The 21,226-nt window shown below is 65.8% G+C and carries 21 protein-coding genes; 12 read left to right on the plus strand and 9 right to left on the minus strand.

Going from position 1 to position 21,226, the window contains the following annotated elements; genetic code table 11:
- Positions 1–255: 255 nt before the first annotated feature.
- The gene (locus N7367_RS08970) at positions 256–1,074 is read right to left on the minus strand and encodes a hypothetical protein (protein ID WP_053518741.1); all 819 of its coding nucleotides are present in this window, start codon (positions 1,072–1,074) and stop codon (positions 256–258) included.
- A gap of 460 nt (positions 1,075–1,534) precedes the next feature.
- Between N7367_RS08970 and N7367_RS08975 the strand changes: the two genes are divergently transcribed.
- The 9 genes from N7367_RS08975 to N7367_RS09015 all read left to right on the plus strand — a co-directional run bounded on the left by N7367_RS08975 (position 1,535) and on the right by N7367_RS09015 (position 8,735).
- Positions 1,535–1,900, plus strand: a complete 366-nt coding sequence (locus N7367_RS08975) for a hypothetical protein (protein WP_180876808.1) — start codon at positions 1,535–1,537, stop codon at positions 1,898–1,900.
- 30 nt (positions 1,901–1,930) lie between these two features.
- Complete coding sequence (gene atpB, locus N7367_RS08980; protein WP_053518739.1) at positions 1,931–2,731, plus strand: F0F1 ATP synthase subunit A; 801 nt, start codon at positions 1,931–1,933, stop codon at positions 2,729–2,731.
- Positions 2,732–2,804: 73 nt separating this feature from the next.
- Positions 2,805–3,110 carry a F0F1 ATP synthase subunit C gene (gene atpE / locus N7367_RS08985; RefSeq protein ID WP_005411133.1) on the plus strand — a complete coding sequence of 102 codons (306 nt, stop codon included), beginning with the start codon at positions 2,805–2,807 and terminating at the stop codon, positions 3,108–3,110.
- A 106-nt stretch (positions 3,111–3,216) separates the two neighbouring features.
- Complete coding sequence (locus N7367_RS08990; RefSeq protein WP_053518738.1) at positions 3,217–3,687, plus strand: F0F1 ATP synthase subunit B; 471 nt, start codon at positions 3,217–3,219, stop codon at positions 3,685–3,687.
- Between the two features lie 2 nt (positions 3,688–3,689).
- Positions 3,690–4,217 (plus strand): F0F1 ATP synthase subunit delta, encoded by a 528-nt coding sequence (locus N7367_RS08995; protein ID WP_053518737.1) that lies wholly within the window; start codon positions 3,690–3,692, stop codon positions 4,215–4,217.
- Positions 4,218–4,261: 44 nt separating this feature from the next.
- Positions 4,262–5,809 (plus strand): F0F1 ATP synthase subunit alpha, encoded by a 1,548-nt coding sequence (gene atpA, locus N7367_RS09000; RefSeq protein ID WP_053518735.1) that lies wholly within the window; start codon positions 4,262–4,264, stop codon positions 5,807–5,809.
- A gap of 81 nt (positions 5,810–5,890) precedes the next feature.
- Positions 5,891–6,754 carry a F0F1 ATP synthase subunit gamma gene (gene atpG, locus N7367_RS09005; protein WP_053518734.1) on the plus strand — a complete coding sequence of 288 codons (864 nt, stop codon included), beginning with the start codon at positions 5,891–5,893 and terminating at the stop codon, positions 6,752–6,754.
- Positions 6,755–6,792: 38 nt separating this feature from the next.
- On the plus strand, positions 6,793–8,199 hold the full coding sequence (gene atpD, locus N7367_RS09010; protein WP_049429233.1) for a F0F1 ATP synthase subunit beta: 1,407 nt from the start codon (positions 6,793–6,795) through the stop codon (positions 8,197–8,199).
- Between the two features lie 113 nt (positions 8,200–8,312).
- A complete protein-coding gene (locus tag N7367_RS09015; protein ID WP_005419509.1) occupies positions 8,313–8,735 on the plus strand; it encodes a F0F1 ATP synthase subunit epsilon in 423 nt (140 codons plus the stop codon).
- 67 nt (positions 8,736–8,802) lie between these two features.
- On the opposite strand, the gene N7367_RS09020 is transcribed toward N7367_RS09015, so the two are convergent.
- On the minus strand, positions 8,803–9,186 hold the full coding sequence (locus N7367_RS09020) for a GtrA family protein (protein WP_053518733.1): 384 nt from the start codon (positions 9,184–9,186) through the stop codon (positions 8,803–8,805).
- Positions 9,187–9,266: 80 nt separating this feature from the next.
- Between N7367_RS09020 and glmU the strand changes: the two genes are divergently transcribed.
- Positions 9,267–10,634 carry a bifunctional UDP-N-acetylglucosamine diphosphorylase/glucosamine-1-phosphate N-acetyltransferase GlmU gene (glmU, locus tag N7367_RS09025; protein ID WP_065175197.1) on the plus strand — a complete coding sequence of 456 codons (1,368 nt, stop codon included), beginning with the start codon at positions 9,267–9,269 and terminating at the stop codon, positions 10,632–10,634.
- A complete protein-coding gene (locus N7367_RS09030; RefSeq protein WP_197600912.1) occupies positions 10,603–11,154 on the plus strand; it encodes a GNAT family N-acetyltransferase in 552 nt (183 codons plus the stop codon). Before glmU ends, N7367_RS09030 begins: the two co-directional genes overlap by 32 nt.
- A 94-nt stretch (positions 11,155–11,248) precedes the next feature.
- Here the strand turns inward: N7367_RS09030 and N7367_RS09035 are convergent, their stop codons facing one another.
- The 7 genes from N7367_RS09035 to N7367_RS09070 all read right to left on the minus strand — a co-directional run bounded on the left by N7367_RS09035 (position 11,249) and on the right by N7367_RS09070 (position 19,040).
- Positions 11,249–12,601 carry an ATP-binding protein gene (locus N7367_RS09035; RefSeq protein WP_053518729.1) on the minus strand — a complete coding sequence of 451 codons (1,353 nt, stop codon included), beginning with the start codon at positions 12,599–12,601 and terminating at the stop codon, positions 11,249–11,251.
- A complete protein-coding gene (locus tag N7367_RS09045) occupies positions 12,598–13,944 on the minus strand; it encodes a sigma-54 dependent transcriptional regulator (protein WP_074899853.1) in 1,347 nt (448 codons plus the stop codon). Before N7367_RS09045 ends, N7367_RS09035 begins: the two co-directional genes overlap by 4 nt.
- 122 nt (positions 13,945–14,066) lie before the next feature.
- Positions 14,067–14,459: a PDZ domain-containing protein gene (locus tag N7367_RS09050; protein ID WP_279942226.1), complete on the minus strand. Its 393-nt coding sequence runs from the start codon at positions 14,457–14,459 to the stop codon at positions 14,067–14,069.
- A gap of 1 nt (position 14,460) precedes the next feature.
- Positions 14,461–15,684 carry an FtsX-like permease family protein gene (locus N7367_RS09055; RefSeq protein ID WP_053518725.1) on the minus strand — a complete coding sequence of 408 codons (1,224 nt, stop codon included), beginning with the start codon at positions 15,682–15,684 and terminating at the stop codon, positions 14,461–14,463.
- Positions 15,685–15,700: 16 nt separating this feature from the next.
- On the minus strand, positions 15,701–17,005 hold the full coding sequence (locus N7367_RS09060) for an ABC transporter permease (protein WP_053518747.1): 1,305 nt from the start codon (positions 17,003–17,005) through the stop codon (positions 15,701–15,703).
- Positions 17,006–17,015: 10 nt separating this feature from the next.
- Positions 17,016–17,738 carry an ABC transporter ATP-binding protein gene (locus N7367_RS09065; RefSeq protein ID WP_128988996.1) on the minus strand — a complete coding sequence of 241 codons (723 nt, stop codon included), beginning with the start codon at positions 17,736–17,738 and terminating at the stop codon, positions 17,016–17,018.
- Between the two features lie 24 nt (positions 17,739–17,762).
- A complete protein-coding gene (locus N7367_RS09070; protein WP_053518722.1) occupies positions 17,763–19,040 on the minus strand; it encodes an efflux RND transporter periplasmic adaptor subunit in 1,278 nt (425 codons plus the stop codon).
- A 203-nt stretch (positions 19,041–19,243) separates the two neighbouring features.
- Between N7367_RS09070 and glmS the strand changes: the two genes are divergently transcribed.
- The gene (gene glmS, locus N7367_RS09075) at positions 19,244–21,082 is read left to right on the plus strand and encodes a glutamine--fructose-6-phosphate transaminase (isomerizing) (protein WP_065181785.1); all 1,839 of its coding nucleotides are present in this window, start codon (positions 19,244–19,246) and stop codon (positions 21,080–21,082) included.
- Positions 21,083–21,226 lie beyond the last annotated feature (144 nt).

The following is a 21,226-nucleotide window of genomic DNA, read 5'->3' on the forward strand; positions in this document are numbered from 1 at the left end:
GAGGGTCCAGCCACAGAGCCACTTCAACAGGCGCGTGGCGGCCTGACACGCGGAGGGAGAGGGGGCTGCGTGCGAAGTAAAGGAGGAGGTGACGGCCGCAGGCCGGCGCCGGGGGACATTCGCATGCAGCCCCCTCTCCCTCCAGCGCTTCGACCATGCCGCTTTTACCCCGGCAGGACAAAGCAGCACAAAAAAACGCGGCCCCCGATGTTCCGGAGGCCGCGCCAGGAGAGAGTGCGATGGAAGGGGCAGGAATCAGAACACGAAGCTGACGCCGGCCACCGGGCCCTTGAATTCCTGCTTCAGACCGATGGTGCCGTCGCTGCCCTTCTTGTCCGCATCCAGCTTGAACCAGTCGTAGCCGGCGAACAGGCCGAAGTTCTTGGTCAGGCGGTAATCGACGATGGCATTGGCGCGGCTCAGGTCACCCTTGTAGTCGTCGAAGCTGCCCCAGCGGGTGTTGAGGTACTGACCCTGCAGGGTGATCATCCACTTCTCGGACGGGGTGAAGCTCAGGCGTGCACCGACCACCGGTGCCACACCGTCGGTCTTCTCGTCCAGGAACTGGCCTTCATACACGGTGCCCAGGTCCGCATAGCCCTTGGTGCTGACCTTGGCGTACTCCGCACCCAGCTGCAGGCCCAGATCGAAGGTGTCGGTGTCGACAACGGAGTAGTCGTAGACCAGGCTGGCCACCTGGTACTTCAGCTCGGCCTTGACGAAGCTGTCAGCCGGCACGTTGACGCCGCCGAAGGAGATGTCCTGGCCCAGCGTCTCGCGCCGGTCCTTGTCGTACTTGAAGTAGTTGAACAGGAAGCGCTGGCGGTCGCTGAGGCGGAACATGCCGTCTACCCGCGGTTCCCATTCCTTGCCGCCGAGCTTGAAATCTTCCGAGAAACCGACGTCCTGGCCGGCGACAGTGGTGTTGCCGCGCAGCGTGTTGTCCGAATCGATGTTCATCGCACCCAGGCGCAGGGCGAAACGGTCATCGCCTTCGGCGGCATGGGCGGCGCTGGCGAACGATGCGCCGGCGGCAAGCAGGGAGAGGGCGAGCAGGGTGGGGACGGAGCGCATCGAAGAGTCCTTGTAGTGGTTCATCAGAATGAAGCCCACTGTGCAGGACGCACTCGTCCACCATGCGTGAACGTATGGTCGATGGCGTGTGCACGGTTCAGCGCTGTCACGACCATGAAAAAGGATGGCCCCGGAGCCGGGCTTCGGGGCCATCGTGGACCTGCGGGGCGAAGCGTCGACGAGGTTGCTGCAGGCAGGTCGGAAGGTCGGACCGGCAAGGTCGCGGAAAGTTCCCAGGCGTGCGACCAAAGTTCAATACGCTGCACCGCAGCATCATGTGGACGTCATTGTCCCTTGGGCGGCACGCAAAAATGTAACCGTTACCGCAACTTGCGCCCTTCCGGGATGAACAGGCAGCGGTTGTCTCGCAAATTGTCCCATTGCTATAATTTGGCGGCTCGATGAGGCCCCCCTGCTGTAGCCGCCTCAGCCCTCCACTTGCAACCACGCGGGACGTCCTGTGCTGAACTCCGTTGAAGCGGGTCGGCGACTGATGCTGCGCGCCGCGGTCTACCCGCTGGCCGCAGTGGCTGTCCTGGCCCTGGCCTTCCTGCTGGTAGGGCCGAAGTACGCGCTCGGTGCCCTGGCATCCGGCGTGGCGATCTCGGCCGGTGGCTGGGTCGCGGCACGGATGGCGCTGGGCGGGGGTGCCCTGGCTGCGGGGTCGGCAATGGCACGGCTGATCATTGCGATCGTGGCGAAGTGGGTAGTCGTTTTCGGCGTCCTGCTGGTGGGGTTCCTGGTCTTCAAGCTGCCTGCATTGGCGCTGTTGGCCGGTATCGCCGTCGGCTTGATGTTCCAGGTCCTGGCGATGGCCAGGCGTTGACAGAATTCAATTAACTAAGGTTCCGGACACATGGCGGGCGAGGCTCTAACCCCTACCAGCTACATCCAGCATCACCTGCAGAACCTGACCGCACCGGTCGGCAACGGCGACGGGATGTTCTGGCATATCCACGTCGATACCTTCCTCACCGCGGTCCTGATGGGCCTGGTGATCGTGGTCGCCTTCTGGCTGGGCACCCGCAAGGCCACGGCTGGCGTGCCGGGCAAGTGGCAGGCCTTCGTGGAGATCTGCCTGGAGTTCGTCGACCGCCAGGCCAAGGACACCTACCACGGCAAGAGCAAGCTGGTCACGCCGATCGCCATCACGATCTTCTTCTGGATCCTGATGATGAACCTCATCAAGATGATCCCGGCCGACTTCATCGCCAAGCCGCTGGAGCTGGCGGGCATCCATTACTGGAAGCCGGTGCCGACCGCCGACGTCAATGCCACCCTGGGCATGGCCATCAGCGTGTTCTTCCTGATGCTGTTCTTCGCGCTGAAGTCCAAGGGACTGGGCGGCTTCATCAAGGAGTTCCTGACGGCTCCGTTCGGCAAGTGGATGATGCCGTTCAACCTGATCCTCAACATCGTCGAGTGGCTGAGCAAGCCGATCTCCCTGGCGATGCGACTGTTCGGCAACATGTTCGGCGGCGAAATCGTGTTCCTGCTGATCTGGGTGCTGGGTGGTGCCGGTTTCTTCGGCGCCATTGCCGGTGGTGCGTTCGGCCTCGGCTGGATGCTGTTCCACCTGCTGGTGATCCCGCTGCAGGCCTTCATCTTCATGATGCTGTCGATCGTGTACCTGAGCCTGTCGGAAGACGCTCACTGAGTTTCAAGCTTCAACGCGTTTCAACCTTCATCCGTTTCATCACCCTTAGCAACTTAAGTTCCTGGAGATAACCATGTACTTCGCCGTCCTGACCAACTTCGCGCAGATTCAGAGCTCCACCGCCCTCGCCGTCGGCATCATGATCGGCCTGGCCGCGCTGGGCGCCGGTCTGGGTCTGGCCATCATGGCTGGTAAGTTCCTGGAGTCGGCCGCCCGCCAGCCGGAACTGATCCCGGTCCTGCAGGTCCGCATGTTCATCACCGCCGGCCTGATCGACGCCGCGTTCATCATCTCGGTCGCCGTCGGCCTGCTGCTGGCCTTCGCCAACCCGCTGTCGGCCGCCTTCGCCGGTGCCGTCACCAAGGCTCTGGCCGGCTGATACAGCGGTTTGAGACGACCGGGTGCTGATGCACCCGGTTTCGGATGAAGGCCGGATGCGCCGCCCCGGCGGCGCGTCCACCCCGAAACCAGCGATCGAGCTAACCATGAATATCAATTTCACCCTTCTTGCGCAGGCGCTCGCCTTCGCTGGTCTGATCTGGATCATCGCGACCAAGATCTGGCCGCCGCTGATGAACGCGATCGAAGAGCGCCAGCAGAAGATTGCTGAAGGCCTCGCTGCTGCCGACCGCAGCCAGAAAGATCTGGCCCAGGCGCAGGAGAAGGTCAACGAAGCGCTGAAGGAAGCCCGCACCAAGGCCAACGAGATCATCGACCAGGCCCACGCGCGCGCCAACCAGATCGTCGACGCAGCCCGTACCGAAGCGATCACCGAAGCCACCCGTCAGAAGGAACTGGCCCAGGCTGAGATCGACGCCGCCGCCAACCGTGCCCGTGAAGATCTGCGCAAGCAGGTGTCCGCGCTGGCCGTGACCGGTGCCGAAAAGCTGCTCAAGCGCGAAATCGACGCCAACGCCCACAAGGCGCTGCTCGACGAGCTGGCCTCGGAGATCTAAGGATGAGCCAGGCCCTCACGCTTGCCCGCCCGTACGCCCGCGCCGCGTTCGCGACCGCGCGCGACGAAGGCGCGTTCGCGCCGTGGTCGGACGCCCTGGCGTTCTCCGCCCACGTCGCCGCCGACCCGCGCGTGGCGGCCCTGCTCGCCAACCCGGAGCTCGGTCGTGACGACGCTGTCGCCCTGCTGGCGCCGGCGACCCACGGCGAAAGCTTCTCGCGCTTCCTGGCCATCCTGGCCGAATCGCATCGTCTGCCGCTGCTGCCGGAGATCTCCGGCATGTTCGACGCCCTGCGCGCCGAAGCCGAGCACGTGGTCAAGGCCACCGTGACCTCGGCCGCCGAACTGTCGGCCGGCGAGCTGGACGCGATCAAGGTCGCGCTGCGCAAGCGCTTCAACCGCGAGGTCGATGTGACCACCGCGGTCGATGCCTCGCTGATCGGCGGCGCCGTGATCGACGCCGGCGACGTGGTCATCGATGGTTCGCTGAAGGGCAAGCTGGCCCGCCTGCAGACCGCGCTCGCTAACTGAATTCATTTAACGTCCGGCCCCGCTGCCGGCACTAGGACTTGACGATGGCAACCACGCTCAACCCCTCCGAAATCAGCGAACTGATCAAGAACCGCATCGAGAAGGTCAAGCTGGCCGCGGAATCGCGCAACGAAGGCACCGTGACCAGCGTGTCCGACGGCATCGTGCGCATCTTCGGTCTGGCCGACGTGATGCAGGGCGAAATGATCGAACTGCCGAACAACACCTTCGCCCTGGCCCTGAACCTGGAGCGCGACTCGGTCGGCGCCGTGGTCCTGGGTGACTACGAGCACCTGCGCGAAGGCGACGTCGCCAAGACCACCGGCCGCATCCTGGAAGTGCCGGTCGGTCCGGAACTGCTGGGCCGCGTCGTCAACGCGCTCGGCGAGCCGATCGACGGCAAGGGCCCGCTGGGCACCGACGTGACCGCTCCGGTGGAGCGTGTTGCTCCGGGCGTGATCTGGCGCAAGTCGGTCGACCAGCCGGTGCAGACCGGTTACAAGTCGGTCGACTCGATGATCCCGATCGGCCGTGGCCAGCGCGAGCTGATCATCGGTGACCGCCAGACCGGCAAGACCGCCATGGCGATCGACGCGGTGATCAACCAGAAGGGCACCGGCATCAAGTGCGTGTACGTTGCGATCGGCCAGAAGGCATCGACCATCGCCAACATCGTGCGCAAGCTGGAAGAGAACGGCGCCCTGGCCCACACCATCGTCGTGGCCGCCACCGCGTCCGAATCGGCTGCGATGCAGTACATCAGCGCCTACTCGGGCTGCACCATGGGCGAGTACTTCATGGACCGCGGCGAAGACGCGCTGATCGTTTACGACGATCTGTCCAAGCAGGCCGTTGCCTACCGCCAGATCTCGCTGCTGCTGAAGCGCCCGCCGGGCCGTGAAGCCTACCCGGGTGACGTGTTCTACCTGCACTCGCGCCTGCTGGAACGCGCTGCCCGCGTGTCCGAGGAGTACGTCGAGAAGTTCACCGAAGGCAAGGTCACCGGCAAGACCGGTTCGCTGACCGCGCTGCCGATCATCGAAACCCAGGCCGGCGACGTGTCCGCCTTCGTTCCGACCAACGTGATCTCGATCACCGACGGCCAGATCTTCCTGGAAACCGACCTGTTCAACGCCGGCATCCGCCCGGCCGTGAACGCCGGTATCTCGGTGTCGCGCGTCGGTGGTTCGGCGCAGACCAAGATCATCAAGAAGCTGTCGGGCGGCATCCGCATCTCGCTGGCCCAGTACCGTGAGCTGGCTGCGTTCGCGCAGTTCGCTTCGGATCTGGACGAAGCCACCCGCAAGCAGCTGGAACGTGGCCAGCGCGTCACCGAGCTGATGAAGCAGAAGCAGTACGCGCCGATGTCGATCGCCAACCAGGCGCTGTCGATCTACGCCGTCAACGAGGGCTACCTCGACGACGTGCCGGTCAACAAGCTGCTGGCGTTCGAAGAGGGCCTGCACGCCCACTTCGCCAACACCCAGGGCGAGCTGATCAACAAGGTCAACGCCACCGGCGGCTGGGACAACGATATCGAAGGTGCCTTCAAGAAGGGCATCGCCGACTTCAAGACCACCGGCAGCTGGTAACAGCGCATGGGGAACGGGGCCTGGCCCCGTTCCACCGTTGAACAACGCGGGGCATCAGCCCCGCGCCACGGGAAACAAGAGATGGCAAGCGGACGCGAAATCAAAACCAAGATCAAGAGCGTGCAGAACACCCGCAAGGTGACGCGCGCCCTGGAGATGGTCTCGGCCTCCAAGATCCGCAAGGCGCAGGATCGGATGAAGACCTCGCGTCCGTACGCGCAGGCGATGAAGCAGGTGATCGGCCACCTGGCGCAGGCCAGCACCGATTACCAGCATCCGTTCCTGGTCGAGCGCGAGCAGGTCAAGCGGGTCGGTTTCATCGTGATCTCCTCCGATCGCGGCCTGGCCGGCGGCCTGAACAACAACCTGTTCCGCAAGATGCTGGGCGAAGCCAAGGCATGGCAGGACAAGGGTGCGGAAGTGGATCTGGTGACCATCGGCCAGAAGGCATCGACCTTCTTCCGCCGCGTCAAGGTCAACATGGTCGGTAGCGTGACCCACATCGGCGACGTGCCGAAGCTGGAATCGCTGATCGGTGTGATCAAGGTCATGCTCGACGCCTTCACTGAAGGCAAGGTCGACCGCGTGTACCTGGTCTACAACCGCTTCGTGAACACCATGACGCAGAAGGCCAGCTTCGATCAGCTGCTGCCGCTGCCGGCGGCCGAGAAGCAGGTCGCGCACCACGACTGGGATTACCTGTACGAACCCGATGCCGCGACCGTGCTCGAGCACGTGATGACGCGTTACATCGAGTCGCTGGTGTACCAGGCATTGCTGGAAAACGTCGCCTCCGAACATGCCGCACGCATGGTCGCGATGAAGGCGGCGAGCGACAACGCCAACAAGCTGATCGGTACGCTGCAGCTCGTCTACAACAAGGCGCGCCAGGCAGCGATCACCCAGGAAATCTCCGAAATCGTCGGCGGCGCGGCAGCAGTCTGACCGCGTTCGTTCAAAGCACACATTTAGAGGATGCAGCAATGAGTCAGGGCAAGATCGTTCAGATCATCGGCGCGGTCGTCGACGTCGAATTCCCGCGTGAGTCGGTGCCGAAGGTGTACGACGCACTGAAGGTCGACAACACCGAAATCACCCTTGAAGTCCAGCAGCAGCTGGGCGACGGCGTGGTGCGTACCATCGCCCTCGGTTCCACCGATGGCCTGAAGCGCAACCTGGTCGCCACCAACACCGGTCGTGGCATCTCGGTGCCGGTCGGCGCCGGCACCCTGGGCCGCATCATGGACGTGCTGGGCCGTCCGATCGACGAAGCCGGCCCGGTCGCTGCCAGCGACAACTGGGAAATCCACCGTGCGGCACCGTCGTACGAAGACCAGTCCCCGGCCACCGAGCTGCTGGAAACCGGCATCAAGGTCATCGACCTGATGTGCCCGTTCGCCAAGGGCGGCAAGGTCGGCCTGTTCGGCGGCGCCGGCGTCGGCAAGACCGTCAACATGATGGAACTGATCAACAACATCGCCAAGGCGCACAGCGGTCTGTCCGTGTTCGCCGGCGTGGGTGAGCGTACCCGTGAGGGCAACGACTTCTACCACGAAATGAAGGACTCCAACGTCCTGGACAAGGTGGCGATGGTGTACGGCCAGATGAACGAGCCGCCGGGCAACCGCCTGCGCGTCGCGCTGACCGGCCTGACCATGGCCGAGTACTTCCGCGACGAGAAGGACGAGAACGGCAAGGGCAAGGACGTGCTGCTGTTCGTCGACAACATCTACCGCTACACCCTGGCCGGTACCGAAGTGTCGGCACTGCTGGGTCGTATGCCGTCCGCCGTGGGTTACCAGCCGACCCTGGCCGAGGAAATGGGCGTCCTGCAGGAGCGCATCACCTCGACCAAGAACGGTTCGATCACCTCGATCCAGGCCGTCTACGTTCCCGCGGACGACCTGACCGACCCGTCGCCGGCGACCACCTTCGCCCACCTGGACTCGACCGTGACCCTGTCGCGTTCGATCGCCTCGCTGGGTATCTACCCGGCCGTCGATCCGCTGGACTCCACCAGCCGCCAGATGGACCCGCTGGTCATCGGCCACGAGCACTACGACACCGCCCAGCGCGTCCAGCAGACCCTGCAGAAGTACAAGGAACTGAAGGACATCATCGCCATCCTGGGCATGGACGAACTGTCCGAAGAAGACAAGCAGGCCGTGTCGCGCGCCCGCAAGATCGAGCGCTTCTTCAGCCAGCCGTTCCATGTGGCCGAAGTGTTCACCGGTTCGCCGGGCAAGTACGTGCCGCTGAAGGACACCATCCGTGGCTTCAAGGCCATCGTCGATGGCGAGTACGACCACCTGCCGGAGCAGGCGTTCTACATGGTCGGCGGCATCGAAGAAGCGGTCGAGAAGGCCAAGAAGATGGCCGAGAAGGCCTGATCCGGGAGGGGCGGGAGCGATCCTGCCCGACCTGACGCCGGCGCCGGGCAGCCGCCCGGGCCGGTGGACCTCCACGGTGGCATCGCGCCACCGCGAACAGCGAAGAGATTTGCATGAGCACGATCCGTTGCGACATCGTCAGCGCCGAGCAGGAAATCTTCCGTGGCGAAGCGACCCTGGTCGTGGCCACCGGTGAGCTGGGCGAACTGGGCATCGCGCCCAAGCACGCACCGCTGATCACCCGCCTGAAGCCGGGCAAGGTGGTGGTGACCACGCCGAACGGCGAGCAGCTGGATTTCGCCATTTCCGGCGGCATCCTGGAGGTTCAGCCGCAGGTGGTGACCGTGCTGGCCGACACCGCGATCCGCGCGCAGGACATCGACGAAGCCTCGGTCCGCAAGGCCAAGGAAGAAGCCGAGCGCATCCTGGCCAACCGTGGTGAAGCCATGGAAGTGGCCGAAGCCCAGCAGAAGCTGGCCGAGGCCGTGGTCCAGTTGCAGGCGCTGGAGCGCCTGCGCAAGAACCTCAAGCACTGAGGCTCGCCACACCCACAAAAACGCCGGCCTCGTGCCGGCGTTTTTGTTTGTGCGCCATCACCGCCGGTCAGCGGTAGACCACGTGGCGCATCAGCAGGAACGACACCGCCGCCAGTCCGCCCTCGACCAGCGGCTTGGCCAGCCACGCGTAGCGCAGGCCCAGAGCCTGGTCGACCAGGCTGACCAGCAGCGTGCTGGCCGCCGTCAGCAGCAGCCACAGCGCGCAGAAGCGCGCAAAGCGCTTCCAGCCCAGCTTGTGCGTGCCCGGCTCGGCGAACGTGTAGCGACCGTTGAGCCAGAAGCCCAGCAGCATCCCCGCCAGCCGGCCCGTGACGTTGGCCGGTGCAACCGGCAACCCCAGTGCGGTGGCCGCCACGAAGACCACCCAGTCGACCAGCAGCTGCACGAGCCCGATGACGAGGTAGGTGCTTCCCTGGCGGATGAGGCTCATCGGCATGCTGAAGAAGGAGGGGCATCCATGTTAACGGGCCACGCTCTAGAATCGGTGTCATCGAACCACGGATTCCCCCCATGACCCAACCCCTGCACGTGATCATCCTGGCCGCAGGTGCCGGCAAGCGCATGAAGTCGGTGCTGCCGAAGGTGCTGCAGCCGATCGCCGGGCAGCCGATGCTCGCGCATGTCATCGCTGCCGCCCGCGAGCTCGACCCCGCTGCGATCCACGTGGTATATGGCCATGGTGGCGAGGCAGTGCGGCGCCACTTCGCCGACCAGACCGACCTGCAATGGGCCGAGCAGGCACAGCAGCTGGGGACCGGCCACGCGGTCGCGCAGGCGATGCCGCAGGTGCCCGACGCCGCGCAGGTGCTGGTGCTGTACGGCGATGTGCCGTTGATCCGCGCGCAGACGCTGCGCGACCTGCTGGCGCAGCCGGGCCGGCTGGCCGTGCTTGTGGCCGATGTCGATGACCCGACCGGTTATGGCCGCGTGCTGCGCGACGCCGAGGGCCGGGTCGGCGCCATCGTCGAACAGAAGGACGCCAGCGATGACCAGCTGCGCGTGCGCACGATCAATACCGGCATCATCACCGCCGAATCGACCGCGCTGCGCCGGTGGCTCTCGCAGCTGTCCAACAGCAACGCGCAGGGCGAGTACTACCTGACCGACGTATTTGCCTTTGCAGCCCGTGAGTTCACCCCGGCCGAGATGGCTCTGGTGGCCGATGTGCAGGAAGCAGAAGGGGCGAACGATCCCTGGCAGCTGGCGCAGCTCGAGCGCGCGTGGCAGCGCCGCGCAGTACGTGCGCTGTGCGCGCAGGGCGCGCGCGTGCTGGACCCGTCACGGCTGGATATCCGCGGCAGCGTGACGGTCGGCAGCGATGTGCTCATCGATGTCGATGTCATTCTTGAGGGCAAGGTGGTGCTGGGAGATGGCGTGACCATCGGCCCGTTCAATCGACTCAAGGACGTGACGCTCGGGCCGGGCACCGAAGTGCGCGCGCACTGCGACCTGGAAGGGGTGGTCACCGAAGGTGCCGCATCGGTCGGTCCGTTCGCCCGGTTGCGCCCGGGCACCGTGCTCGCCGATGGCGTCCACGTAGGCAACTTCGTGGAGACCAAGAAAGTGACCCTCGGCGTGGGCAGCAAGGCCAACCACCTGACCTATCTGGGCGATGCGGTGATCGGCAGCAAGGTGAACATCGGCGCCGGCACCATCACCTGCAACTACGACGGCGTGAACAAGTCGACCACGACCATCGGCGACAATGCCTTCATCGGTTCCAACAGCTCGCTGGTGGCGCCGGTGCTGATCGGCGAGGGCGCCACCATCGCCGCCGGTTCGGTCATCACGCGCACCGCGCCGGACGGCAAGCTGACGCTGGCACGCGCACGGCAGGAAACCATCGATGGCTGGAAGCGGCCGGTCAAGAAATCCTGAGCCACGGATTCCGCATGCCGACGAGCTCGGCGTGCTGCCGGCGATCGAACAGCGTGCCGGCGAACTGCTGAAGGGCCACGAAGCCTATCCGGTGTTCGCCGGCCACGGCCTGGATCTGCAGGCGCTGCGGGACGGCCTCCGGCGTGGGCAGCTGTGGGTGGTGGATGACGCCGAGGGCGGCGGCATCGCCGGTTACCTGCTGGCAGGCGGGCTGTGCGGCGAATTCCATGTGCTGCAGATGGATGTGGACCCGGCGCATGCGCGTCGTGGCCATGGTCGTGCTTTGCTGCGGCACGCGTTGGCAATGGCCAGGACCCAGGGCTATCGCTCTGCGGTGCTGACGACGCTGGCAGACGTGCCGTGGAATGCGCCGTTCTATGCCGGCGAGGGATTCGTGGGGCTTGCGCAGGAGGAATGGGGTGACGGGCTGCAGGCCGTGATGGCGGAGGAAGCCGCATTGGGGTTTCCGATGCATCTACGGGTGGCGATGCGGCGTGTCCTGTCTTCGATGGATGGCTGAAGGTCGTTCCGGGGTGCCTTCGCCAATGATGTCGGGCAGCGCCGGGTCATGCCCGGCGGGCGGAGCGACCGCTTCCGCTTCCCGGAGCGTCACCTCACCCCGCCGGCAGCAGGATCGAAACACACAACCCACCCTCACTGCGGTTCTGCAGCGACACCCGTCCACCGTGCGCCTCCACGATCTCCCGGGTCAGCGCCAGTCCCAGCCCGGTGCCGTTGCGCTTGGTCGAATAGAACGGCATCAACGCATTCTGCAGTACCTGCTCGTTCATGCCTTTGCCGCGATCAAGCACATCCAGACGCAGCCACTGGGGCAGGCGGGTCAACTGCACCTGCACGTCATCGTTGGGCGGATCGGCTTCCGCGCAGGCTTCGTGCGCGTTCTTCAGCAGGTTCAGCAGTGCCTGCCCGAACTGCGCGATATCGATGCGGCTGCTCATCTCCTCGTCCGGCTCCTGCTCCATGCCGAACGGAATCTGCTGGCGCAGGCTGGACAGGAACGGGGCCCAGTGCACGGTCTGCAGCTGGGGCTGTGGCAGCTTGGCGAAGCGTGCGTATCCGCGGATGAACCCCTCCAGGTGGCGGGCGCGATCTTCGATGGTGGTGAAGATCTCCGGCAGGCGGTCGAACCGCTCACGCTTGACCAGTTCCCCTCCGGAATGCGCCAGCGAGGCAATCGGTGCCAGCGAATTGTTCAGCTCGTGGCTGATCACCCGGATCACCTTCTTCCAGGTCTGGACTTCCTGCCTGCGCAGCTCGGCGGTGAGCAGACGCACCAGCAGCAGATCATGGGGCCGTCCATTGAGATGGAACGCGCGCCGCGAGAGATGGTAGACCTGCTCGTCATCCTCGTCGCCGTCCTCGCCTTCGGCCTGCACCGCGAACAGGCTGTCGCCGCCGCGGGCGATGGCGTCGCGCAGTTCCACCGGCACCTGCTCCAGCACCTCCTCCAGGCGCTGGCCCTCCAGCTTCCAGCCACCATGCAGCAGCTTGCGCGCAGCCAGGTTGGAGAACACCACACGGGCGATGCCATCACCGCCTGATGCGATCAGCAGCATCGCCACGGGCGTGTTCTGCACCATCGTGTCCAGCAGCAGTTCGCGTTGCACCAGACCCTGGCGCTGCTCGCGCAGCACGTCGCCCAGCTCGCGATGCGCCTTCACCAGGTCACCCAGTTCGTCATTGCCTTCCCAGTGAACGCCGAAGTTGTACTCGCCATCGCGGTAGCTGCTGGTGGTGCCGGACAACGCACGCATCAGCGAGCGGACCGGTGCGGTGGCGCGGCGCAGCGCCCACCACATCAGGGCAAGCAGGATCACCGTGGATACGATGGCCACCGCCCAGCCGTGGTCGAGCCAGTAGGCCAGCAGCCAGGGCAGCGCGGCAGCCAGCGCCAGCACCGGCAGCAGGCGCAGGAACAGGCGGAAGGTGAACGAGCGTCGCTTCATTCGCGCGGAATGCCGTGGCGGTCCATGCGCCGGTACAGTGCCTGGCGGCTGAGACCGAGTTCGGCGGCCGCCTGCGCGATGACCCCATGATTGCGCGCCAGTACCTCCTCGATGCGCGTGCGGTCCGGATCGTTGCCGGCGCTCGGCGCCGGGCGTGGCGCAGCCGGAGCGCGTGGCAGGTTGAGATCGGTCACTTCGATGCGGTTGCCGGTGGCCAGCAGCTCGGCGCGCTGGATCACGTTGCGCAGTTCGCGCACGTTGCCCGGCCACGGGTGCCGTTGCAACGCGGCAGCGGCGGCGCTGGACAACGGCTTGCCGCCCGCCAGGAAGCGTTCGGCCAGCGGCAGGATGTCGCCGGGCCGCTCGGCCAGCGGCGGCAGCACCAGCTCCACGGTGTTGAGGCGGTAGTACAGGTCCTCGCGGAACGTGCCGTCGCGGATCATCGCCGGCAGGTCGGCATTGGTGGCGCTGACCACGCGTACCTTGACCTGGCGTTCGCGGTTGGAGCCCAGGCGCTCGAAGCGACCGGTCTCCAGCACGCGCAGCAGCTTCATCTGCCCGCCCAGCGACAGGTTGCCGATCTCATCCAGGAACAGGGTGCCTCCATCGGCCGCCTCGAACTTGCCTTCGCGCGCCTTGTTGGCACCGGTGTAGGCACCTGCCTCGGCGCCGAACAGCTCGGCTTCGATCAGCTCGGACGGCAGCGCACCACAGTTGACCGTGACGAACGGTCCCTTTGCCACCAGCGAATTGGCCTGGATGATCTGCGCGATCTTCTCCTTGCCGGCGCCATTGGGTCCGGTGATCAGGACCGGCAGTTCGGAGCGTGCGACCTGGCAGGCCAGGGCGATCACGCGTTCACTGGCAGGATCGGCGAAGACGGCACCACTGAGGTCGTACTTCTGTTCCAGCGCGGTGCGCTGGCGCTGCTCGCGTTCGCGCCGACGGTCAAGTTCGCGACGTGCTTCGGACAGTTCCAGCAGGTTGTTGACCGTGGTCAGCAGCTTGCGGTCGTCCCAGGGCTTGGCCAGGTAATCGGCCGCACCGGCCTTGACCAGGTCCACCGCGCTGCTCAGATGGGTCCAGGCGGTCAGCAGGATCACCGGCAGGTCGGGGTGGCGTGCGCGGATCTGTGCGAACAGAGCCTCACCTTCCTCGCCGGAGGTGGTGTCCTCGCTGAAGTTCATGTCCTGGATCACCAGGTCCACCGGCTGCGATTCGAGCAGGGCCAGGCCTTCGGCCGGGCTCTGTGCCTGCAGCGTGTCGATGTCGTGCAGGGAGAACAGCACGTCCAGCGCGGTGCCCACGCTGGCGTTGTCGTCGATGATGAGGATCGCGGGCATGGACCGGTTCTGGAAAAGGGATGGGCAGCGCCGGAGAGAGCTGTAGGTTCCAGGGCGCCGGCAGGAGCCGGCGCCACCCATCAAGCATAGCTAAAAGCTGCCGCCCTGCAGCCGGTGCCGGATCACCGTCGTGGCGGCGGCGGAGCCGGCGGCGGTGGTGGTGCGGTGGGCGGTGACAGCAGGGGCCGCCAGCCAGCCAGGGACACCGGCACGGTCAGCGTCTTTCCATCGCGCTGCAGCAGCAGCCGTACGCTGGATGCGTCGGTGGCCTGCATCGCGGCTGTCAGCTGGTCGACCTGCTGCACGGCGGTATCGTCCACGCGCAGGATGCGGTCGCCACGGCGCACGCCGAAGCGCGCCTCCGGATGCGCCGCATCGACCCGCACGTGGCCGCCCGAGGAAGCCAGCGCCACATGGGCGCCGTCGTCCTGCCAGCTCAGGGTCTGCTGGTTGCTGCTGCCGGCAAGGGCCGGCAGCGGCAGCATCAGCATCATCGCCAGGAAAGGTGCGCGCATGTCAGGCCCCCCGCGTGGCGACGGCCGGAGGCACGGCGGCCGCCCGGCGCGCAGGGCCGAACACGGCGATCTGGCCCAGTGCCCACAGCAGCACCGCACCCAGCGGCAGGTACAGCAGCGGCATGCGAGGCAGCTCGTACATGTTCATCAACCACAGATTGATGGCGTAGGCCGCCAGCATGCCCAGCACGATGCCCAGCGAGGCCAGCAGGAAGTTCTCGGTCTGGAAGTAGCGCAGCACCTGGCCGCGGGTGGCACCGAGGGCACGGCGGATGCCGATCTGCTTGCTGCGCTGCTGCACCCAGAAGCTGGCCAGGCCGACGATGCCCAGCGCCGTCACCACCAGCAGGGCGATGCATACGGTGACCAGCAGCCCGACCATCGCCCGGTCGTTCTTGAAGTAGTCGTTGCGCTGGTCCTCATAGCTGAGCTTCTCGCGCACCAGGCGGTTGGGATCGTTGCGTTCCAGGGCCGCCAGGGCACCCTTCAGCACTTCATCGCGGCGTTCAGGCGTGGTGCGCAGCATGTACGGGCCGCCGCTGGCGAAGTCGGTGCGCACCGGCAGGATCATCGACAGGGTGGTGTTGTTGTTCCAGTCCGTCGGCGGCGCGAGGTGGGCAACCACGCCCACCACGTGCAGCGCCTGCCGACCCATGTAGAAGGTCTTGCCCAGCGGGTTCTGGCCCGGGAACATCTTCTCGGCCACGGCCTGGTTGAGGATCACCGCCGAAGCCTTGTCCGGTGTGGTGCTGGCCGACTTGCGTGCGTCCTCGAAGTCGATGTACTCGCCGGGCAGGAAGTCACGGCCGGCCACCAGCTGCAGGCCCAGGGTGGACAACGCACCTTCGTTGAACATGTACAGCGTCGCCGAGGTCGTCGGCCGTTCCTGGTCGCGCTCGCGCGAGATGCTGGTATTGGACGAGCTGGGGCGGAACGGCAGCTGGTTGACCTTGGTCACGCTGGTCGCACCGGGAACGGCGCGCAGCGCGGCCAGGTCTTCCTGGGTACGCGCCATGGCATTGGTCTGGGTACCGATGCCACTGGTACGGACGATCACCAGTTCGTTCTCGGCCAGGCCGCTGGGCTGGGTGATCTTCTCCACGCGCTGGCTGACCAGGAACAACGCGTTGCAGACGATGGCGCAGGTCAGCGCGATTTCCAGCACGATCAGGGCAGCGGCGGTCTTGTGCCGGCGCAGCGTGCTGAGGATGGGGCGGATATCCATGGCAGTGTCCTTGTGCTTACTGCGACTTGAGCTGGATGGCGGGGGTGACCTGCATGGCACGCCAGGCCGGAAGGAATCCGGCGGCCAGGCTGGCCAGCAGGGTCAGGCCGAGTGCGAGCAACAGCATGCTGCCGTCCAGATGGGCCAGCTGGGCGTACTCCACCGGCTGCCTGCGCACTGCGGCCAGACCGATCAGGGCCAGGCCGATGCCGAGCACACCGCCGACCACGCCGATGGCACCGGCTTCGACCAGGCACTGCAGGAAGATCTGCCCACGGCTGGCACCCAGCGCACGCCGCACGCCGATCTCACCGCTGCGGCGCAGGAACTTGGCCAGCAGCAGACCGACCGTATTGACCAGGCACACGCCCAGGAAGCCCAGCGCCAGCCACATCTGCAGGCGCACGTCGCTGGGCACCGCACCGTTGAAGTCCAGCCACTCCATGACGCTGCGCACACGCACGTTGGCGGGACGCTCGAAGCGGCCTGCAGCGCGCTGCTGGTCGGAGTAGTTCACCAGATAGCGGCGGTAGTCATCGACCTTGCCCGGCTCCAGCTCGACCCAGTACTGGATCCAGGTGCAGGCCGCACTGAGCGAGTGGCTGTCGCCGCCCGGGCCGCCGTCGCGGAAGCAGTTCATGTTGCCGTTGTTGCCGAAATCCAGATCCATGGCAGTGGAGAACGGCACCAGCAGGTCCTCGTCCTTGCCGTAGGAACCGGTGGTCAGGTCGAAGAACTGCGGTTCGGGATTCCATTCCTTCATCACGCCGATCACGCGCAGCGACTGGCTGTTCACGCGGATCTCGCGGCCCACGCTGTTGGCGCCTTGGAACAGCTTTTCATTGATGGCCTTGGACAGCACCACCACGCGGCTGTGTGCATCGTCGTCGCTGGCAGACCAGGCGCGGCCGTACTGCATCGGCACGTTGAACATCGGGAAGAAGTCCGCCGAGGTCCAGCGCGTATCCACCGAGAACGGCTTGAGGGTGCTGCCCTCCGGCTCGACGATGGCACTGCCGCCACTCATCATCGCCTGGTGCACGGCGCGCTTCTCGCGCAGCAGGGCTTCGGCGTCGAACCGCGTCATCTGGCCTTCCGGCTCCTCGTCCGTCAGGTAGCCGGAGCGCGGCCGCGGATCGAGCTGCGCGTAGAACAGGCGGTCGCTCTTCTCCGGAATCGGATCGCCGGACAGGACATGGAACACGGTCAGGGTGGTCATCGAGGCACCGATGCCCAGTGCGATGGCCACCACCATCAGCGCGGTCAGTACCTTGTTGCGGCGGAAGCTGCGTACCGCCAGTCGAGCGTAGTAGGCGAACATGGGCATGCCCTCACTCGTTGACGGCGGCGATGCGGCGCGGGGTGGACAGCACCGGCTCGCGCACCAGGTCGGTGACCTGGCCATCGACGATGTGCACGTTGCGCTGCGCACGCGCGGCCAGTTCTGGATCATGGGTGACCATGACGATGGTGGTGCCGGCCGCGTTGATTTCCTCCAGCAGCTCCATCACGCCACGTGCCATCTGCGTATCCAGGTTGCCGGTCGGTTCGTCGGCCAGCAGCAGGCGCGGGCTGCCGGCGAGGGCACGGGCAATCGCCGCGCGCTGCTGCTGGCCGCCGGACAGTTCGTTCGGGTAGTGCTTCATGCGTGAGCCCAGGCCGACCTGGGTCAGCGCCTTCTCGATGCGCTCACGGCGCTCGCCGGCACTCATCTTGCGGTAGCGAAGCGGCACGTCGACGTTGTCGAACAGGTTCAGGTCCGGAATCAGGTTGAAGCCCTGGAAGATGAAGCCGATCTTCTGGTTGCGCAGGCGGCTGCGCGCATCATCACCGAGCTGGCTGACATCCTCGCCATCAAGCAGGTAGGTGCCGCTGGTGAAGGTCTCCAGCAGGCCGGCGATGTTGAGGAAGGTGGTCTTGCCGGAGCCGGAGGGACCGGTGACGGCGACGAACTCGCCCTCCTTGACCTGCAGTTCCAGCGAGCGCAGTGCATGGGTTTCCACCTGTTCAGTGCGGAAGACCTTGGCGACCGAACGCATTTCGAGCATGTACATGGGGTGTCCTCTCTCCAGGATGTATCAGTTGACGGAGACGCGTTCGGCGTCCTTGAACAGGTCGCTGCCGGAGACCACGATACGGTCGCCCGGCTGCACACCCGACTTGATTTCCACTTCGCCCAGGCTGCTGACGCCCAGTTCCACCGGACGGCGCACCGCCGTGCGGCCATCCATCACGTAGGCCACGCCGTTGCCCTGTTCGACGAACGGGCCGCGCTCGACCTTCAGCACGTTCTTGCGGGTATCCAGCAGCACCCGGACCGACATGCGCTGGCTCTGGCGCAGGCCTTCGGGCTGCTTGTCGGCGAAGCGCACGCGGGCATTGACCTCGCCGTTCACCACTTCCGGCGACACCGCGCTGATCTCGCCCGGGAACGGCTGGCCGTTGCCGCCGGTGAGCTGTGCGGGCATGCCGATGGCCAGATCACGAGCGAAGCTTTCCGGAACCTTGATCTCGACTTCGAACTTGGACAGGTCCACCACGCCCAGCACCGGCGCATTGGCCGCCAGGTTGGTGGACTGGGTGGCCTGCACCTGGCCTACCTGGCCATCAAACGGCGCGCGCAGGGTCAGCGCATCGACCTGGCGCTGCACTTCGGCCACCACCGCCTTCTGGCGATCGGCCAGCAACCGCTTGTTGCGTGCATCCAGGTCGGCGCCCTGGCTCTGCAGGCGGGCATCGGTGGTAGCGTTGGCAAGGCTGATGTCGGCCTTCTTCAGGCTGTCCTGGGCCTTGGCCAGGTCGATCTGCGGCACGGCACCGCCGTCGAAGCCGCGCTGGTAGCGTTGCAGGTCGCGATCGGCAGCCTGGCGCTCGATGGTGGCCTGATCGGTTTCCTTGCGCGACTTGGCGCGGGCCAGCGTTGCGTCCAGCGCGGCGCGGCTGGCCTCGGCTTCCAGGCCAGCCAGGGTGGCCTGTTCCTGGGCCAGCTTGCTGCGCAGTTCCGGGCTGTCGATGATCGCCAGCTCCTGTCCCTTCTTGACCACGTCGCCGGCCACGACCTTCAGGTCCACGGTACCGGCGGAGATCGCATACAGCACCGGGCTGTTGGCGGCGATCACACGGCCGTCGGCAGCGATGTCACGCACCAGGTCGCCACGTTGCACTTCGGCGATGCGCACCCGGCTGCTGTCGAACGAGCGGCTGGCGTTTGCCCAGGCGTACACGGCCCAGCCGATGCCGGCGAGCAGGGCGATGCTGCCCAGTGCCGGCCAACGGTAGCGATGCCAGGCGGCGGCGGTCGGGCGGGCCGGGGTGGAGGAAACGATCTGGTCCTGGGCGGAAGTGTCGCGGATCATCGGGTTCGTGCCTGACGGTGGTGATCCATACCAAGCACGTTGCGTGCCAACTTTATTTCCTTTCCTATCAATAAGTTGCAATTCGAGTGGCGGTGTCCGGGTGTCCGCGGACACCTGTGCGGACACATTCATTAAGCGGACAGGAGGGGGAAACCGGACACGCACGCTAGAATGCCGCGACCGTCTTCAAGGAAATGCGTGACATGTGTGGAATCGTGGGAGCGATCGCTGATCGCGACGTGGTGCCGGTGCTGATCGAAGGTCTGAAGCGACTGGAGTACCGCGGCTACGATTCTTCAGGCATCGCGGTGATCGACGCGACCGATCGCCCTGACGTGCACCGCGTCCGCCGCACCGGCCGGGTCGCCGAGATGGCCGCTGCCGCCGCCGCCGAGGGGTTCAATGCGCAGCTGGGTATCGGCCATACGCGTTGGGCCACCCATGGCGGCGTCACCGAGGCCAATGCGCATCCGCACATCAGCCAGGGCGTGGCCCTGGTCCACAACGGCATCATCGAGAACCATGAAGAACAGCGCGAGCGGCTGCGCGCGCTGGGCTACACCTTCGAGTCGCAGACCGACACCGAAGTGATCGCCCACCTGATCCATCATCATCTGCAGAGCGGTGACGATCTGCTGGTGGCGCTGCAGCGCACCGTGAAGGAACTGACCGGCGCCTATGCACTGGCCGTGGTCAGCCGTGCCGAGCCGGAGCGCTTCGTCTGCGCACGCATGGGCTGCCCGCTGCTGGTCGGCCTGGGCGAGGGCGAGAATTTCGTTGCCTCCGATGTCTCGGCGGTGATCTCGGCCACCCGCAAGGTGATCTTCCTGGAGGAGGGCGACACGGCCGAGGTGCGCCGCGAGGGTGTGCGCATCTTCGACGAGCACGATCATCCGGTACAGCGCGAGGTGCACCTGTCCGACGTGTCGCTGGCCTCGCTGGAACTCGGCCCTTACCGCCATTTCATGCAGAAGGAAATCCACGAGCAGCCGCGCGCGCTGGGTGACACCATCGAGGCGGCGATCGACGCCGGTGGCTTCCCGGCCGAGCTGTTCGGCAGGAATGCCGAGGCGGTGCTGGCGGGCATCGAAGGCGTGCAGATCCTGGCGTGTGGCACCAGCTACTACGCCGGCCTGACCGCGCGCTACTGGATCGAGTCCATCGCCGGCCTGCCGTGCAGCGTGGAGATCGCCAGCGAGTACCGCTACCGCGCGGCGTACGCGAACCCGAAGCACCTGGTGGTGACGATCTCCCAGTCCGGCGAAACGCTGGACACGATGGAGGCGCTGAAGTACGCCAAGTCGCTCGGCCACCAGCACACGCTGTCGATCTGCAACGTGCCGGAAAGCGCGATTCCACGCGCCAGTGAACTGGTCTGCTATACCCGTGCCGGGGCCGAGATCGGCGTGGCTTCGACCAAGGCGTTCACTACCCAGCTGGCCGCGCTGTTCCAGCTGACCGTGGTGCTGGGCAAGCTGCATGGGCGCGTCGATGCCGCACAGGAAGCCGACTATCTGGAGCAGCTGCGCTTCCTGCCGGGCAGCGTGCAGCACGCGTTGAACCTGGAGCCGCAGATCGCGGCCTGGGCCGAGCGCTTCGCGCGCAAATCCAACGCGCTGTTCCTGGGCCGTGGACTGCACTATCCGATCGCACTGGAAGGTTCGCTCAAGCTCAAGGAGATCTCCTATATCCACGCCGAGGCGTATCCGGCGGGCGAGCTCAAGCACGGTCCGCTGGCGCTGGTGGACGAGGACATGCCGGTGGTGGTGATCGCCCCCAACGACAGCCTGCTGGAGAAGGTGAAGTCGAACATGCAGGAGGTCCGTGCGCGCGGTGGCGAGCTGTTCGTGTTCGCCGACCAGGACAGCAACTTCTCCGAAAGCGAAGGCGTGCATGTGATCCGTACGCCGCGCCACGCGGGCGTGCTCAGTCCGGTGGTGCATACCATTCCGGTGCAGCTGCTCGCCTACCACACCGCACTGGCGCGTGGCACCGACGTGGACAAGCCGCGCAACCTGGCCAAGAGCGTGACGGTGGAGTAACCGCCATCGGCTGCATGGGATGCTTCAGGTGAAGGGGGCCGCGTGGCCCCCTTTCGTTTGCGCCGCTCACAGCGCCAAGTGGGACACCCGCAGGGTGTTCTGTCCGCGTTCGGCAGCAGGCCATCAATCTTTAACGCGCGGCAC

The organism is Stenotrophomonas sp. GD04145 (assembly GCF_029835135.1).
Taxonomy (GTDB): Bacteria; Pseudomonadota; Gammaproteobacteria; order Xanthomonadales; family Xanthomonadaceae; genus Stenotrophomonas; species Stenotrophomonas maltophilia_P.

Excerpts from the sequence above, each read along its gene's own strand:
- atpA (WP_053518735.1), top strand. The coding sequence starts at position 4,262 with ATGGCAACCACGCTCAACCCCTCCGAAATCAGCGAACTGATCAAGAAC.
- N7367_RS09015 (WP_005419509.1), top strand. The coding sequence starts at position 8,313 with ATGAGCACGATCCGTTGCGACATCGTCAGCGCCGAGCAGGAAATCTTC.
- atpG (WP_053518734.1), top strand. The coding sequence starts at position 5,891 with ATGGCAAGCGGACGCGAAATCAAAACCAAGATCAAGAGCGTGCAGAAC.
- N7367_RS08970 (WP_053518741.1), bottom strand. The coding sequence starts at position 1,074 with ATGCGCTCCGTCCCCACCCTGCTCGCCCTCTCCCTGCTTGCCGCCGGC.
- N7367_RS09045 (WP_074899853.1), bottom strand. The coding sequence starts at position 13,944 with ATGCCCGCGATCCTCATCATCGACGACAACGCCAGCGTGGGCACCGCG.
- glmU (WP_065175197.1), top strand. The coding sequence starts at position 9,267 with ATGACCCAACCCCTGCACGTGATCATCCTGGCCGCAGGTGCCGGCAAG.
- N7367_RS09050 (WP_279942226.1), bottom strand. The coding sequence starts at position 14,459 with ATGCGCGCACCTTTCCTGGCGATGATGCTGATGCTGCCGCTGCCGGCC.
- N7367_RS08995 (WP_053518737.1), top strand. The coding sequence starts at position 3,690 with ATGAGCCAGGCCCTCACGCTTGCCCGCCCGTACGCCCGCGCCGCGTTC.
- glmS (WP_065181785.1), top strand. The coding sequence starts at position 19,244 with ATGTGTGGAATCGTGGGAGCGATCGCTGATCGCGACGTGGTGCCGGTG.
- N7367_RS09065 (WP_128988996.1), bottom strand. The coding sequence starts at position 17,738 with ATGTACATGCTCGAAATGCGTTCGGTCGCCAAGGTCTTCCGCACTGAA.
- N7367_RS09035 (WP_053518729.1), bottom strand. The coding sequence starts at position 12,601 with ATGAAGCGACGCTCGTTCACCTTCCGCCTGTTCCTGCGCCTGCTGCCG.
- N7367_RS09030 (WP_197600912.1), top strand. The coding sequence starts at position 10,603 with ATGGCTGGAAGCGGCCGGTCAAGAAATCCTGAGCCACGGATTCCGCAT.
- N7367_RS09060 (WP_053518747.1), bottom strand. The coding sequence starts at position 17,005 with ATGTTCGCCTACTACGCTCGACTGGCGGTACGCAGCTTCCGCCGCAAC.
- atpD (WP_049429233.1), top strand. The coding sequence starts at position 6,793 with ATGAGTCAGGGCAAGATCGTTCAGATCATCGGCGCGGTCGTCGACGTC.
- N7367_RS09070 (WP_053518722.1), bottom strand. The coding sequence starts at position 19,040 with ATGATCCGCGACACTTCCGCCCAGGACCAGATCGTTTCCTCCACCCCG.
- N7367_RS08990 (WP_053518738.1), top strand. The coding sequence starts at position 3,217 with ATGAATATCAATTTCACCCTTCTTGCGCAGGCGCTCGCCTTCGCTGGT.
- atpE (WP_005411133.1), top strand. The coding sequence starts at position 2,805 with ATGTACTTCGCCGTCCTGACCAACTTCGCGCAGATTCAGAGCTCCACC.
- atpB (WP_053518739.1), top strand. The coding sequence starts at position 1,931 with ATGGCGGGCGAGGCTCTAACCCCTACCAGCTACATCCAGCATCACCTG.
- N7367_RS09055 (WP_053518725.1), bottom strand. The coding sequence starts at position 15,684 with ATGGATATCCGCCCCATCCTCAGCACGCTGCGCCGGCACAAGACCGCC.
- N7367_RS09020 (WP_053518733.1), bottom strand. The coding sequence starts at position 9,186 with ATGAGCCTCATCCGCCAGGGAAGCACCTACCTCGTCATCGGGCTCGTG.